The organism is Myxococcus sp. AM011, from assembly GCF_013372595.1.
Taxonomy (GTDB): domain Bacteria; phylum Myxococcota; class Myxococcia; order Myxococcales; family Myxococcaceae; genus Myxococcus; species Myxococcus eversor.
Window position 1 is genome coordinate 1 of record NZ_JABXEM010000274.1, and the last position, 14,560, is coordinate 14,560.

General features: G+C 71.5%; 14 protein-coding genes. 7 read left to right on the top strand and 7 right to left on the bottom strand.

What is annotated here, in order from left to right; genetic code table 11:
- Positions 1 to 1,472, top strand: a 1,472-nt coding sequence (locus HUW62_RS38600; protein ID WP_255203896.1) for a collagen-like protein, incomplete at its 5' end; no start/stop codon positions are given.
- A 552-nt stretch (positions 1,473 to 2,024) separates the two neighbouring features.
- Here HUW62_RS38600 and HUW62_RS38605 read toward each other — a convergent pair.
- Positions 2,025 to 2,555, bottom strand: a complete 531-nt coding sequence (locus HUW62_RS38605; protein WP_240357173.1) for a GNAT family N-acetyltransferase — start codon at positions 2,553 to 2,555, stop codon at positions 2,025 to 2,027.
- Positions 2,556 to 2,701: 146 nt separating this feature from the next.
- On the opposite strand from HUW62_RS38605, the gene HUW62_RS38610 reads away from it, so the two are divergent.
- Both HUW62_RS38610 and HUW62_RS38615 read left to right on the top strand, forming a co-directional pair.
- Positions 2,702 to 3,226 carry a hypothetical protein gene (locus tag HUW62_RS38610; protein WP_163871008.1) on the top strand — a complete coding sequence of 175 codons (525 nt, stop codon included), beginning with the start codon at positions 2,702 to 2,704 and terminating at the stop codon, positions 3,224 to 3,226.
- A gap of 637 nt (positions 3,227 to 3,863) precedes the next feature.
- On the top strand, positions 3,864 to 4,613 hold the full coding sequence (locus HUW62_RS38615) for a DUF1338 domain-containing protein (RefSeq protein WP_163871009.1): 750 nt from the start codon (positions 3,864 to 3,866) through the stop codon (positions 4,611 to 4,613).
- Between the two features lie 5 nt (positions 4,614 to 4,618).
- On the opposite strand, the gene HUW62_RS38620 is transcribed toward HUW62_RS38615, so the two are convergent.
- Positions 4,619 to 5,179, bottom strand: a complete 561-nt coding sequence (locus HUW62_RS38620) for a maltose acetyltransferase domain-containing protein (RefSeq protein WP_176437250.1) — start codon at positions 5,177 to 5,179, stop codon at positions 4,619 to 4,621.
- A gap of 235 nt (positions 5,180 to 5,414) precedes the next feature.
- On the opposite strand from HUW62_RS38620, the gene HUW62_RS38625 reads away from it, so the two are divergent.
- The gene (locus HUW62_RS38625) at positions 5,415 to 7,508 is read left to right on the top strand and encodes a S9 family peptidase (RefSeq protein ID WP_176437251.1); all 2,094 of its coding nucleotides are present in this window, start codon (positions 5,415 to 5,417) and stop codon (positions 7,506 to 7,508) included.
- 18 nt (positions 7,509 to 7,526) lie between these two features.
- Here the strand turns inward: HUW62_RS38625 and HUW62_RS38630 are convergent, their stop codons facing one another.
- From HUW62_RS38630 to HUW62_RS38645, 4 genes are all read right to left on the bottom strand, one after another.
- On the bottom strand, positions 7,527 to 7,847 hold the full coding sequence (locus tag HUW62_RS38630) for a multidrug efflux SMR transporter (RefSeq protein WP_163871012.1): 321 nt from the start codon (positions 7,845 to 7,847) through the stop codon (positions 7,527 to 7,529).
- Positions 7,848 to 7,862: 15 nt separating this feature from the next.
- A complete protein-coding gene (locus HUW62_RS38635; protein WP_163871013.1) occupies positions 7,863 to 8,456 on the bottom strand; it encodes a GNAT family N-acetyltransferase in 594 nt (197 codons plus the stop codon).
- A 239-nt stretch (positions 8,457 to 8,695) separates the two neighbouring features.
- Entirely contained in the window at positions 8,696 to 10,006 is a 1,311-nt protein-coding gene (locus HUW62_RS38640; protein ID WP_176437252.1) for an OmpA family protein, read from the bottom strand.
- A gap of 23 nt (positions 10,007 to 10,029) precedes the next feature.
- Positions 10,030 to 10,389 (bottom strand): DUF4398 domain-containing protein, encoded by a 360-nt coding sequence (locus tag HUW62_RS38645; protein ID WP_163871015.1) that lies wholly within the window; start codon positions 10,387 to 10,389, stop codon positions 10,030 to 10,032.
- 213 nt (positions 10,390 to 10,602) lie between these two features.
- On the opposite strand from HUW62_RS38645, the gene HUW62_RS38650 reads away from it, so the two are divergent.
- The gene (locus HUW62_RS38650) at positions 10,603 to 11,487 is read left to right on the top strand and encodes a 5'-3' exonuclease H3TH domain-containing protein (RefSeq protein ID WP_176437253.1); all 885 of its coding nucleotides are present in this window, start codon (positions 10,603 to 10,605) and stop codon (positions 11,485 to 11,487) included.
- Positions 11,488 to 11,493: 6 nt separating this feature from the next.
- Here HUW62_RS38650 and HUW62_RS38655 read toward each other — a convergent pair whose 3' ends face one another.
- Positions 11,494 to 13,113, bottom strand: a complete 1,620-nt coding sequence (locus HUW62_RS38655; protein WP_217911797.1) for an ATP-binding protein — start codon at positions 13,111 to 13,113, stop codon at positions 11,494 to 11,496.
- Between the two features lie 203 nt (positions 13,114 to 13,316).
- Between HUW62_RS38655 and HUW62_RS38660 the strand changes: the two genes are divergently transcribed.
- Complete coding sequence (locus HUW62_RS38660; RefSeq protein ID WP_176437255.1) at positions 13,317 to 13,757, top strand: group II truncated hemoglobin; 441 nt, start codon at positions 13,317 to 13,319, stop codon at positions 13,755 to 13,757.
- 55 nt (positions 13,758 to 13,812) lie between these two features.
- Complete coding sequence (locus HUW62_RS38665; RefSeq protein WP_163871019.1) at positions 13,813 to 14,412, top strand: TetR/AcrR family transcriptional regulator; 600 nt, start codon at positions 13,813 to 13,815, stop codon at positions 14,410 to 14,412.
- The last annotated feature ends 148 nt before the right edge of the window (positions 14,413 to 14,560 follow it).

Below are 14,560 nucleotides of genomic sequence, written 5' to 3' on the forward strand. Positions count from 1 at the left end.
GGCCTCAAGGGCCTCAGGGCGGGACGGGGCCGGAGGGGCAGCAGGGACAGCAGGGCGCCACGGGCTTGAGCGCGCTGGTGCGCACGTCGGCCGAAGGGGCCGGAGCGAACTGCGCCACCGGTGGCGTGAAGCTGGAAGTGGGCGTGGACACCAACCGCAATGGCACGCTGGACACCGCCGAGGTCAACGATGCGCTGACGCGCTTCGTGTGCGCGGGGCCCCAGGGTCCGCAGGGCGTGCAAGGGCAGACGGGTCCGCAGGGTCTGCAAGGGCAGACGGGTCCGCAGGGCGCCGCGGGCCTCCACTCGGTGGCGGCGACGGCCGCCGAGCCGGCGGGCGCCAACTGCGCCACGGGCGGTGTGCGGCTCCAGTTCGGGCAGGACGCCAACGGCAACGGCGTGCTGGACGCGGGTGAGGTCAATGCGGCGCTGACGCGGTACGTGTGCGCGGGGGCCCAGGGTCCCCAGGGCGTTCCCGGTGCGACGGGCGCGCAGGGTACGCCGGGCACCCCCGGTGCAACGGGTGCGACGGGCGCGACGGGTGCAACCGGCGCGACGGGTCCGCAGGGGCCGGCGGGTTCGACGGGCGTCTATGGTGACGGCTCGGGTGGCGCGCTGACCGTCGCCTCCGGCAACACGTTGGACCTCACCACGGCCGGTGGCTTCAACACCCTGGCGGGGCGGCAGCACCTCCAGTTCACGACGGTGACTGTCACCGGCACCCTCATCGTTCCGAGCGGCACGGTCATCCGCGCCACGGGGGACGTCACCATCAACGGCACCATCATCGTGGACCAGGGCACCGAGGACAGCGGCGCGGGTCCCGCGACGGCGGGCGTGTCCCGGTCCGCCGCTGGCGAGCCGCAGAAGGGCCTGGGCCTGCAGCCGCTCCAGGCCGCGCAGCTCCTGCGGCCGGGTCCCACGGGTGGTGGCTCAGGCGCGAAGGTCGCGGGGGTGACGGGCTCCGGAGGTGGCGGCTCGCTGGTCATCCTCTCGCAGGGCACGGTGCGGGTGCCATCGGGCGGCGTCATCAACGCGAATGGCGATGCGGGCGGTCCCGCGGTGAGCAACACCGTCGGCGCTGGCGGTGGCGCGGGTGGAGTCGTCGTCATCGTGGGCAAGGTCAACGTGACGGTGGGGGGATTCATCCGCGCGGTGGGCGCTCGCGGTGGAGATGCCAACAACGCGGGCGGCGCGGGCAAGGGCGGTGGCGGCGGTGGCGGTGGCGGCATCATCCACCTGCTCTCCAGCGCCAGTCCCGCCATCACGGGCACCCTCGACGTGAGTGGCGGCGCGGCGGGCACCACGGCTCCTCCCCAGGGCGCGAGCACCGCCACCACGGCGGGCGGCGGCGGCGGCGCGATGGGTGGTGACGGCGGCGACGGCGGCGCGACGGGCATCACCTCCGGCGCTGGCGCGGCGGGCTTCACCTTCCAGACCGTGGTTCCCGCGCCGGAGAACATCTTCCTCTAAGCGGGGGAAGGCGCCCGCCGTCTCGTCCTCGAGACCTGACGGCGGGAGTCGTGATGTGGAGGCTGAGTCGCTGGAGCGGCTCACCTCGGCCTTCTTCGTGGGGCACCCAGGTATCCCCCGCCGTCTGTCTTCGGGACTGACGGCGGGAGTCGTGATGTGGAGGCCGGGTCGCCACGGGCGACCCACCTCGGCCCTCACGGGCCCACCCGGTGCTTCGTGTCGTCCGGCCCTCGCGGCCCGACGGCGGATGGGCCGGGCGCATGTGCTGAATCGCTGGACGGGGCGGCTCGCATCCGAGTCGGGGGGACACCGCTGGCATCCAGGCCATGGACGTGGCGCGAGCGGCCCCGTGCCAGCCCATGGCTTCATCACCCGGGTCGTGCGAGCGACCCCGGAGCAAGCGCGCGGAAGTGTCCTCCCGTTGTCTGTCTTCAGGGCCTCCGCGCGCTTCTTCGCATTTCCCCGGCGGCGTCACGGTGCGCGCAATCGGCGCGCGGCCCGTTCGTGTTCCAGGGGCATGGCGCGCTTCCCCCAAGCCGGGCCTTGTCGCCCTCAGCCCGCATGTGACGCGGGCGTCCACTCCATGGCCACGTACGGAGAATCCTCCGGCGTGGGCGGAGCGCCGGACTCCTCCTGGAAGCCCAGTCGCGAGTACAGCTTTCGCGCGGGACTGTCGCGGAGGACGTGCAGGCGCACGCACACGCGCGCCTCGCCCGCGGCCTCCAGCAGCTCGCGCAACAGCCGTGCCCCCAGGCCCCCGCCCCGGCGCGTGGGCAACAGGGCGATGTCCACCAGCCGCCACTCCTTCTCGCCGCGCGCCACCAGCAACCTGCCCGCCGGCTGACCGTCCACCAACACCACCCGGTCCTCCGCTGTCGGATACCGCGCGGACCAGTCACGCCCCCGCGCCTGCCACTGCATGCGCAGGAACACCTCCGCCTGCGCGGGTGTCCAACCCCACGCCGACAGCTCGCCCTCCCGCGTGCTGGCGTACAGGGCGAAGAGGAAGTCGCTGTCGGAGGGGGAGATGGGACGCGAAGCCAGGGGCACGGTGCCGCGAAGCATGGCCGCGCGGGCCCGCACCCGTCCACCTCCCGACACCGCGCGCGGACCCCGTCCGCCACCCGACGCACGAGTGAAGCAACCGCGAACACCGACGTCCGTGGATTCGAGGTCCACACGTCAGACCCGGATGAGAGCTTGCGGGGCAATCCCGACAGGAGCACGAGATGAAGAAGACGCGAGACCCTGAGTTGACCCTGGCCCTCCAGGAGGCCCGCGAGACGGAGGACCGGTGGCGAGGGCTCGCCACGCGCCTGCTGGAGCTGGGGGACGACGCGATGGATGCGCAGCTGCTCGTCGCCTTCCGCGCCGCGCGCGAGGAGGGCGTGGTGCCGCCGGACGCGGGCTTCTTCCTGGTGGCCCACATCCTCACCGCCATGGCGGACGAGGCGCTGACGGAGGTACCGCGCGTCCAGCGCCTGGCGCTGGAGCTGGACCTGATGGAGCGCGAGTACGGCATGGAGGACGGCATCTGGCACGACGACGAGGAGCCGCCGCCGGAGGACTGGGAGGCCCTGCTCGCCGAATACGAGAACGCCTGTGACGAGGCCCGCGCCGCCTTCTTCCGCGCCTACGGTGAGGAGGACATGGCCCGGATGTACGTGGAGGACCGCGTCTGCTTCCACCGCCGCTTCGAGAGCGGACGCCGCTTCTTCCACGGCCTGCCCATGTTCCCCGAACACCTCCACTGACGCGCGTCCGCCATGGAGCGGTGCGTCATTCTCGGGCGCTGATGAGGCGCGAGTCACAGGACGAGAAATCGAGAGGGCGGAGGGAAGATTCTCCGGGGCCCGCGTTCATCAGCGTGCCGACCGGGTCCGCCGTTTCGCGGAAGCTCATCCGCGCGTGCTTCTCCGCCCCAGTGGAGAGGTGACGCGTGCGCATCCGGCGGTGCTCGGGGGTCGTCCAGCGCGAGCCCGGTGTGGGGTTTCGTGGTGGAAGAGGGTGGAGGTGGGCCTGGGGGCTCGTCTCCGCCCTCGCCTGAGTCGGGCGCGTTGACGGCGACGTGACGCGCGCGACACAGCAACGGCGCAACTTTCTATTCACAATCGTGTCAATTAGTGGGGCTACAGGGTGGCGCAACGCGGCTTTGATGCTCACTCTTGCGCGGCACTGGCGTTTTCCAACGACGCACCCTATTTCGCCGCACGACTTCGGGTGGCGCCGAGCGGGCCGGAACGGAAGTCAATGCATACCAAGAAGGGTACAGAGACTCGAAACTCCAAGGCGAGTCTCTAGCGCGCGGCGCGCGTCTCCGAACGAAGTCCCCTCCAAGGGCTCGGAGTCGCGCGCCGCCGCACTTTTCTGGGCGGATTAGAGTGCGCCGCCATGACGACTTCTCAGGCCACCCGGCTGTTGGACTTGCTCTGGGAGCGCTACGCCTCCGAGGTGCCCTATGCGCGCACCTTCGTGCAGCTCTCCGGGGGCAGCTTTCGCAATGACCACGTCGCGCTGCGCTCGCTGGCTCGGCCCGGCGGCGGCATCGCCCTCTTCTCGCGTCCGTTCGAGCGGCTGGGCTGGAAGCCCGCGGGGGCGTACACCTTCCCCGACGCGCACCTCTCCGCCATCTACCTGTCGCACCCGGAGGGGCTGCCGCGCGTCTTCCTCTCCGAGCTGAAGTCGGAGGAGCTGTCGCCGCGCGCCCGGGAGCTGCTCGGCACGCTGCCGGACGACCCGCCGCCGCCGGAGGACGTGGACGCGCTGGCGGCGTGGTTCTGTTCGCCGCCGCCCCCGTCGGAGGCCGCGCTGCTGGAGCTGGAGAAGGAGTCGCAGTACGGCGCCTGGCTCCTGGCCTTCGGCCGCAAGGTGAACCACTTCACCGGCTCGGTGGACGACGTGGAGGCGTGGCAGCAGCGCATGCGCGACGCGGGCGTGCCCATGAAGGCGGACATCGAAGGCGCGCCGGGCACGTCGCTGCGGCAGACGGCCACCCAGGCCGCGCCGCTGTCGGTGACGCTGCGCGAGGGCGGCCGTCGGCCGTGGCCCTATGCGTACTTCGAGATTGCCGAGCGCTCGCCGGCCTTCGACGGGTTCCTGGGCCCGCAGGCGCGCGCGCTGTTCGACATGACGAAGCGCTGAAGCCCTCAGCGCAGCGAGCGGATGACGCGACAGGGATTTCCCGCCGCCAGCACGTACGGCGGGACGTCCTTCGTCACCACGCTGCCGGCGCCGATGGTGACGCCCTCGCCGATGGTGACGCCCGCGACGATGATGGCGCCGCCGCCCACCCACGTCTTCGCGCCGATGGTGACGGGCCTCGCCAGCTCCGGGCCCTTGATTCGCTCGTCCGCGTCCAGCGGGTGCGTGGCCGCGTAGATGTGCACGTTGGGGCCAAATGACACGTCGTCACCAATGGTAATCTGGTTGCAATCCAGGATGACGCACTGGAAGTTCATGTAGACGCGTTCGCCCAGGGTGATGAAGGTGCCGTAGTCGCAGTGGAAGGGCGGCTCCAGGTAGCAGCCCTCGCCCCGCTTCCCGATGAGCTGGTCCAGCAGCCTCGCACGGGCCTCCTCGTCCTCCATCAGCGTGTCGTTGTAGAGGCGCAAGAGCCGGCGCGCCCGGGCCCTGGCCGCCGTCAGCTCCGCGTCCCAGCCGTTGTACAGCTCCCCCGCAAGCATCTTCTCGCGCTCGGTTCGTGCCATGGCCCGGCAGTCTTCACCGGCCCTGGCGCATGGCTCCCTCGAAGTGTGGCGTCTGTCGGGCGATGGACGCGCTGAGTCACTCCTCGCACGCCAAAACTTCCGAGGTCCAACGAACGACATGCCTGGCCTGGGCGCCGTGCGAAGGGTGCGCGGAGCAAGTGTCCGGATGCGAGGCCGTCCCACTCATGTAGTCTGGTGCTCTCTTCCAGACCCGTGGGGGGATGTGTTGATTCGGATGGTGGCGAGAGTCGTCGGCCTGGGGATGGCGCTGTGGTGCGCGGTGCCTCCTGCGTTCGCGCAGGTGGGGGAGTCGGCGCCCGCGCCCTCCGCGTTGGACCGTGAGACCGTCGTCGTCCGTGGGGCCGCGACGAAGACGGGCAAGCTGTCGGTGGAGTCCATCCTGGGCGCGGTGGGGCGCACCACGCGCTTCCGCCAGGTGGCGCTGTCTCCGGAGGGGACGTGGGTGGCGTGGGTGGAGGCGGCGTCGACGGGCGGTTCGCTCATCCACGCGGTGGAGCTGGACGTGAGCGAGCCCAAGGCGGTGCGCATCAGCGCCTGTCCCGAGGCGCGCGCGTGTGACGAGTCGTCCATCGCCTGGAGTCCGGACGGCAAGCGGCTGGCGTTCCTCTCCGACGCGCTCCAGCGGGGTCAGCCCCAGGTGTACGTCGCGGAGCTGGGGCAGGTGCCGGCGCGGAAGGTGACGTCCTTCACGGGGCCTCTGGCCTCGCCGCGGTGGTCGCCGGATGGCGCGTCCCTGGCGGTGCTGGTGATGGAGGGTGAGGGGGCCGCAGAGGCCAAGGGCCCCTCGGGCCCCGCCGCGCGCGAGACGGGCGTGGTGCGCGAGTCCAGTCCGGTGCGGCGCGTGGCGCTGGTGTCCGTGGCGGACGGCGCCCACCGCGCGGTGTCCCCCGAGCAGCTCTTCGTCTACGAGTACGCATGGAGTCCGGACGGCACGCGGCTGGCCTTCATCGCGGCGCCGCCTCCCGGAGACGCGAGCTGGTGGCTGGCGAAGCTGTACGTGCTGGAGACGGCCAACGGCCGCGCGCGCGTGGTGTACGCGCCCCGGTGGCAGCTCGCCGAGCCGGTGTGGAGCCCGGATGGGAAGCACGTGGCCGTCATCGAGGGGTTGATGAGCGACCAGGGCGTCAACGGAGGGGATGTGATGCTGGTGCCGCTGGATGGCGGCAAGGCGCGCAACCTCACGGAGGGGATGAAGGCGACGGCGACGACGCTGGAGTGGGTGGCGCCCCGCAGGCTGATGTTCGGCGCGCAGGTGAGGGGCGAGTCGGCGGTGGCCTCGGTGGACCCGACGGGGCAGGGTGGGGTGACGGTGCTGTGGAAGGGGCCGGAGCGGGTGAGCGCGGGCGGCTCCGTGGGGCTGTCGCTGTCGCGGGACGGCAAGCGCAGCGCGGTGGTGCGCGAGTCCTTCGCCCAGGCACAGAATGTGTGGGTGGGGCCGGTGGGGGACTGGGAGCGCCTCACGCGTCGCGAGGAGGACCTGCGCGCGCTGGTGGGCGAGACGAAGGACCTGTCGTGGAAGAGCGACGGCGTGGAGGTGCAGGGCTGGCTGGTGGCGCCCGCCCCGTCGATGGCGCCCACGTCGGGTGCTCGGGCGCCCATGGTGACGATGATTCACGGCGGGCCGGCGGCGGGCGTGGTGCCCTCGTTCCGGCCGGACGTGCTGCTCTTCACGGCCCGGGGCTACTATGTCTTCCTCCCCAACTTCCGGGGCAGCTTCGGCCAGGGCGCGGACTTCACGCAGGCCAACCGGCGCGACTTCGGACGCGGGGACTTGCGCGATATCGTATCGGGCGTGGACGCGGTGCTGGCGCGCGCGCCGGTGGACCCCTCGCGCATCGGCGTCATGGGGTGGAGCTACGGCGGCTTCATGACGATGTGGGCGGTGACGCAGACGCAGCGCTTCCGCGCGGCGGTGGCGGGCGCGGGCATCGCCAACTGGCAGAGCTACTACGGCACCAACCGCATCGACGCGTGGATGCGGCCGTACTTCGGCGCGTCCGTGTACGAGGAGCCGGAGGTGTACACGCGCAGCTCGCCCATCAACTACGTGAAGCTGGCGCGCACGCCCACGCTGGTGCTGCACGGCGAGCGGGACGTGGAGGTGCCCGTCACGCAGGGCTACGAGTTCCACCACGCGCTGAAGGAGCTGGGGGTGAAGACCCAGTTCATCGTCTACGCGGACGAGGGCCACACCCTGCGCAAGCCGGAGCACGTGGTGGACCGGATGCGGCGCACGGTGGAGTGGCTGGACACGCACCTGCCCGCGGGAGCGAATGGCGCGCCCCGGGCCGTCGCGTCTCCGCGCTGAGTCGCCCCGCGCGGGCGCTCAGTGCGCGCCGCGCAGGTTGAGCAGCACGACGCCCGAGATGATGAGCGCCACGCCGAGGAGCTTCGTGGCGCTCATGGGCTCGTCCAGGAAGACGACGCCGATGGCGACGATGGCGGCCGTGCCCAGGCCGGACCACATCGCATAGGCGACTCCCACCGGCACCTGCTTCACCGCCTGCGACAGGAGCGCGAACGCCACCGCGTAGCCCGTGAGGCAGCCCACGGTGGGCCACAGGCGGGTGAAGCCCTGGGTGGATTTCAGCAGGCTCGTCGCCACCACTTCGCAGGCGATGGCCCCCAGCAGGAACAGATACGCCACGGTGCGGCCTCCAGACTATTCGGCGGCGGTGGGGCTGCCCTCGGGGGCGACGAGGGCGGTGAGGATGTGGTCCCTCCAGCGGCCGTCGATGCGCAGGAAGTCGCGCGCGTAGCCCTCCACGGTGAAGCCCAGCCGTCGCAGCACCGCGGCGCTGCGGAGGTTCTCCGGCAGGTGGTTGGCCTGGATGCGGTGCAGGCCCATGGTGGTGAAGGCGTGGGCGCAGACGGCGCGCAGGGCCTCCGTCATCAAGCCCTGTCCCTCGTGGCGGTGGTCCAGGCCATAGCCCAGCGTCACCGCCTGGAGCGGACCCCTGACGATGTTCGTGAGGGAGATATTGCCGATGACGGGCGCGGACGACAGCGGCTCCGCGCGCGGGAGGACCACCAGGCGCAGCGACATGTCGAAGCGCGCGTCTTCCAAGTCCTGCGCCAGCCGCGTGCGCCAGTACGTCAGCGTGTAGAAGTGGGTGGGCCGCGTGGGAGACACCGGGCCCAGGTGGTCGCGGTTGGCCTCGTAATAGGCCACGACGCGCGCCGCCCCGTCGGGGGGCAACTGCGTCACCCTCAGGCGCTCGGTGGTGAGCAGGACGGTGTGTTTGTCGGAGGCCATGGCGAAAGCGGCCCGCAGGCTAGCGTGTCCTCTCGCCGCGCGCGCCTGAACCGGAAGGCCCGAGGTGATGGGCCTGCTCCAGGGAACAGGGGCTCGGCGGGGTGGCCGAAGCACCACGCTCCGGGCCTCCCGGGGCCCAGGGGCCACCAGCAAGTCCGGAGCGAGGAGTCTTCACGCACATCACCGAGGCGCTTCATGCCAGGCCCACCCGGCGCGAGGCCGGGCGGGCGTCGGCGTGACTACTGCTTCCCGTCCGGGTTGGAGCCGCCCGCGCCATGGAAGTCCTCATGGTCGGCCGACGTGCCCTGCTGCCCCTGGCTCTCCGACGCGGGGATGTTGCCGCCGCCCCCCGTGCCGCCGTGGAAGTCCTCGTGGTCCGAGGCAGGGCCCTGCTGGCCCGAGGGCACCGCGCCGCTCGTGTTCTCCTGGGGCGGCAGGGTGTCACTGGAGGAGCCCGACTCCGGAGCCTGCTTCTTCTGCTCGGAGCCCGCGCCACCGGTGCCCTCGCCCTGGCCGCTGCCACCGACGGCGCGCTGGCCGCCCCGCTCGATGACGATTTCCACGCGGCGGTTGTTCGCGCGACCCTCGGCCGTGGCGTTGGTGGCCACGGGCTGGAACTCACCCATGCCGCGCGCCTCGATGCGATTGGCGGGCACGCCCTGGTCGATGAGGAACTCCTTCACGCGCTCGGCGCGCGCATAGGACAGCCGCTCGTTGAGCGCGTCCGAGCCCTGCGAGTCCGTGTGTCCCTCGATGAGCAGCGGCTTGTCGCCCTCCTTCAGCACCTGGGCCACGTCCGCCAGCCTGTCCCGGGCCACCGGCAGCAGGTCCGACGCACCGGAGGCGAAGAGGACGCTGCCCGACAGCGTCAGCACCGTGCCACGCGCCTCCTCCTTCACCTTGAGGTCCTTGTTGGCCCGGTCCAGTTGCGTCAGCGCCGCGCTGGCCTTGCGCTCGGCCTCCAGGCGCGCCTGTCGCTCGGCCTCGAGTTGCTGGGCGGTCTGCTGGTCCGCCTGGCTTCGCGCCTGCTGCTGCGCCTGCAGCTCCGCCGTCTGGCGTTGCAGCTCCTGGTTCTGCTGGGCCAGGCGCTGGGCCTCGGTCTCCAGTTGCTGGCGTCGGGAGGACTCCTCCGACAGCCGCTGGTCATTGACTTGCTGCTGCTGGGCCGCCTGGGTCTGCGACAGCCGCTGCTGCTCATGTCGGGCCTGGGCCTGGCTCAGGGCCCGCTCGGCCTGGGCCTGCTGCCTGGCGGCGATTTCCGCGCTGCCCCAGGCGTTGGCGGTCTCCGTCTTGCGCAGGGCCACGTACGCCAGCACCCGGGCGCGGGTGGAGTGGTCTTCGTTCTGGTACGCCTGCTCCGCCTCGCGCAGGGCATCGCGCGCCTCGGTCACCTCCCGGGGACGCTCACGCCCCTGGGGACTGGCAATCAACTGCTGGTAGGCCGACCGCGCCTCCACGAGCTCCTTGGGCGGAGCGGCACTCGCGCTCCCCGCCGCGAGGAGCGTCGTCGCTCCGACGAGGGCCTTCCATCCACGCTTGGTTCGCACCATGACGGTTTCCTCCGGGAGTGGGCTCACTGCAGGCCGCGTTGCAGCGCCTGGGCCTGCTGGGTGGTTTGCTGTGCCTGCCGCTCCAGGGGCAACGCACGTGCGAGCGCCAACGCGAGGTCCGCGTCCGCGTCCGCCTGCATGAAGCTCAGCTCCGCGCCTGGCGTGTCCTCATCCACCAGAAGCTGCTCGCCGTTGTTGACCTGCTGGCGGGCGAACTCCAGATGTCGCGCGGCTTCGGGGATGCGCGCGGCGCCGGCTCCTTCGGCTGCGCGCATGGAGGCGATGGCCTCCGTTCGTTTGCTGTTCGAGACGTGTTTCACGCTCTGGCCGGCGCACCCGAACAGGGTGGCGCACAGCATCGCGGCAAGCAGCTTCGGGCGCACGGTCTACCTCCAGCCGTCAGTCCACGGAGCGCGGGTGTCGCGCCCCAGGTCCTGAAGTGTGCTCGGGCCGACAACCCGGCAATCCACACCGGGACAAGCCGCCCGGAGAGGGAGCGGGCGGCCACGCGATATCGCAAGCCATCCTTGCGCGCTCGCGGCGTCGTGACGTCGGCGGAAGCTGGCTGGAAGGCGCCAGGAGCGGTAGGAGGAGGCATGCGCCTGCATCTGGTGGATGGCACCTACGAGCTGTACCGCGCCCACTTCTCGCCCCGGCCGGGTCACGCCGCGCCGGACGGGCAGGACGTGAAGGCGTCGGTGGGACTGATGTCCTCGCTGCTGATGCTGCTGCACGACGCGGACGAAGCCGTCACGCACGTGGCGGTGGCGTTCGACAACCCCATCCGCTCGTTCCGCAACGCGCTGTTCGCCGGGTACAAGAGCGACGAGGGCGTCCCGCCGGAGCTGCACGCGCAGTTCAACCTGGCCGAGGAGGCCGTCGCGGCGCTGGGCGTGCGCGTGTGGTCCATGAAGGAGCACGAGGCGGACGACGCGCTGGCCACCGCCGCGGCGAAGTGGGCGGACCAGGTGGAGCAGGTGCGCATCTGCACGCCGGACAAGGATTTGGGCCAGTGCGTGCGCGGCCAGCGCGTGGTGCAGGTGGACCGGCGGCAGGAGAAGGTGCTGGACGAGGACGCGGTGCGCGCGAAGTTGGGGGTGTCCCCCGCGAGCGTGCCGGACTGGCTCGCGTTGATGGGCGATGTCGCGGACGGCATCCCCGGGCTGAAGGGCTTCGGGGAGAAGGGCGCGGCGTCGCTGCTGACGGCCTACGGGAAGCTGGAGTCGATTCCGGACGACGCGAGCACGTGGACGGTGCGCCCGCGCGGCGCGGACAAGCTCGCCGCGACGCTGCGCGAGCACCGCGCAGATGCGCTCCTGTACCGGCGGCTCGCCACGCTGGTGACGGACGCGCCGCTGCCCGGCACGAAGACGCTGGAGGACCTGGCGTGGCGGGGCGTGCCCCGGGCGACGTTCGAGTCCTTCTGCGACAAACTGGGTGTCACCACGCTGAAGCGCAGGCCGAAGCGCTGGGTGGAGTGAAGGCCGCTACCCCGCGGCCTGGCCGTCATCCTCGGCCGCCTTGGTGGCGAGCGCGACGGGCGGCTGACGGGGGAGGTGCACGGTGAAGGTGGTGCCCTGCTCCTGGGTGGAGTGCGCCTCCACGGTGCCGCCGTGCGCCAGGACGATGCTGCGCACGATGTAGAGCCCCAGGCCGATGCTGCGCATGCCCCGGTCCTCGGGACGCTCCACGCCGCGCTCCAGCGGCTCGAAGATGCGCGACTGGATGTCGCCGGGAATCGGCAGGCCCTTGTTGTGGACCTCCAGCACGATGCCCGAGTCCTCGCCCCGCGCCATGACGCGCACCACCGTGTCCGGCGGGCTGTACTGCATCGCGTTGCCCACCAGGTTGCCGAGCACCTGCACGATGCGGTCCGGGTCCCACGAGCCGGCGCCGGTGCCCTCGTACTCGGAGACGATGCGGCGCTCCGGCCAGGCCGCCTGGAGTTCGTCCAGCGCCGCGTGCACCACCTCGTGCAGGTCCATGGGGCGCGGGTAGATGGGCAGCCCCCGGCCCTGCCGGGCCCGGGTGAAGTCGAGCAGGTCGCGAATCATCCGCGTCGCCCGCTCCGCCGCGCGCAGGATTCGCTGCACGTTGCGCTGCTGCCGGTCATCCGCGTCCGGACGCTGCGCCAGGAGGGACGCCGCCAGCGTTATCGCGCCCAGGGGGTTGCGCAAGTCATGGCTGACGATGCCGATGAGCTGCCGCTCGAAGTCCGCCTGCGCGTGCACCTCGGCCAGCAGGCGCAGGCGCTCGGCCTCCGTCTGCTGCCACTCGGTGACGTCCTGCATCGCCCCGACCACCTGCACCGCCTGGTTGTCCGAGTCGCGGACGATGTGGCACCGGTCCACCACGTGGGCCCAGGTGCCGTCGCCGCGCTGGAAGCGGTAGGTGTCCTGCCACTCGTGGCTCTCGCTGGAGACGGCCTGTCGCAGGCCGCGCACCACGCGCTCGCGGTCCTCCGGGTGCAGGCGCTCCGCCCACCAGGCGCGCGTGTCGCGGATGTTCCCGGACACATGACCGAACAGCTCGTGCAGGCCGCTGGTCCAATCCACCGCGTCCGTGCGCGGGTCCCACTCCCACACCGCGTCGCGCGTGGCCCGGGCGGCCAGCCGGAAGCGCAGCTCGCTGCGCCACGCGCGCTCCTCCGCGGCCTGCACCTCCGTCAGGGTGCCTTCGGCCAGCATGCGCCGCGCGCGCTCGTCCTCCAGCAACTGGCGGCGCTGGCGCTCCAGGCGGGCCAGGGCGAGCACGCGCGCCTCCAGCTCCACCGGACGGAAGGGCTTGAAGACGTAGTCGTTGGCGCCCGCGGCGAGCGCCTCCACCACGTCGTCCGCGCGCGTGTTGACGGTGAGCAGCAGCACGGGAATCAGCGAGGTGGCGGGCCCGGAGCGCACGAAGCGACACACCTCCAGGCCCGACATGCCCGGCAGGTACCAGTCCAGCACCAGCACCTCGGGCAACAGCCCGTGCTCCTGCCCCAGCTTCTCCAGCAGGGCGGCGCCGTCGATGAACGTCTCCACCTGACAGGCGGGCGTGAGCGCTCGGCGGATGGCCTCGGTCTCGACGGAGCTGTCGTCGAGCACCCAGACGCGAGGCGGAGGCATCGCGCGGGTCCGCGGAGGAAGGGTGGATGGGGGCACGGGTGGCGCAGGCTCTAGCAACCGAGTCTCACCCCGGTCAAATCTTCGATGGGCAACCCGCGAGGGCCCTGCCAACCTATCGCCCTCTCGACAGCCCTCACGACGGCGCACCGAGCGCTCGTTCCACCGAGGGAAGACCCGCGCCCGCACCGATGTTGAAGGATGTCATGCCCGTTGAGCTCAAAGTTGCCCCCTCGGATGATTGGGTGCCCACGTTGGATGACACGCCGTACCAGCGCATCGGTGGCGCGGATGCGGTGATGGCGCTGGCGGGGGCCTTCTATGACGCGATGGACGCGCACGAGCCGGTGCTGGCGAAGCTGCACGAGCTGGACGAGCAGGGGCGGGTGAACGGCGGGACGCGCGAGCGCTTCGGCCTCTTCCTCATCGGGTGGCTTGGCGGGCCGCAGCATTACGCGGAGCGGCATGGCCACCCGCGCCTGCGGATGCGCCATGGCCATGTGCCCGTGGATCTGTCCATGCGCGACGCGTGGCTGCGCGCCATGGGCAAGGCCCTGGACGCGCGGGGTGTCACGGGTGGGCTGCGCCGCTTCCTGGATGACCGCTTCGCCCAGGTGGCGGATTTCCTGCGCAACTCCGAGGGCTGAGCGGTCTCCCGTTCATCGGCTTGCGGAAAAAAGCACGAGCGTTTAGAAAGAGCCCATGCGCAAGGGCGAGCTCACCCATCAGGCGATTCTCGAGCGGGCCATCCAGCTCGCCAGCCGGGTGGGCTTGCAGGGGTTGAGCATTGGCGGGCTGGCGGAGGAGCTGCAGCTCTCCAAGAGCGGCCTGTTCGCGCACTTCCGTTCCAAGACGTCGCTCCAGGTGGAAATCCTGGAGGCGGCGACGGCGCTGTTCACCGAGCGGGTCATCCGCCCGGCGCTCACGCAGCCCCGGGGCGAGCCTCGGGTGCGGGCCCTCTTCGAGAACTGGCTGACGTGGGAGCGGGAGCTGGTGCCGGAGGGCGGGTGCATCTTCGTGGCGGCGGCCACGGAGCTGGATGACGCGCCCGGGCCCGCGCGCGACAGGCTGGTGCAGACGCAGCGGGACTGGCTGGACTGCCTGGCCCAGGCCGCGCGCATCGCCGTCGCCGAGGGGCACTTCCACAAGGACGTGGACGTGGAGCAGTTCGCCCACGATGAGAACGCGCTCCTCCTGGGCTTCCACCACTCCGCGCGCCTCTTGAAGGAGCCGCGCGCGGAGACGTGGGCCCGGCGCGCCTTCGACGCGCTCCTGCGCGCCGCCCGTCCCCAGGGCTCCTGAGATTTCTTTGGCGGTGTGTCGTTCCGAGGAGGACCTCGTCATGGCGAAAAATAGCACGAACGTTCGGGCGAAATTGTCGATGTGGGGCGTGCGGGCGGCGGCGTTGAGCGTGGGGGCGGTGGCGCCGCCCGCACGCCCCACATCGACA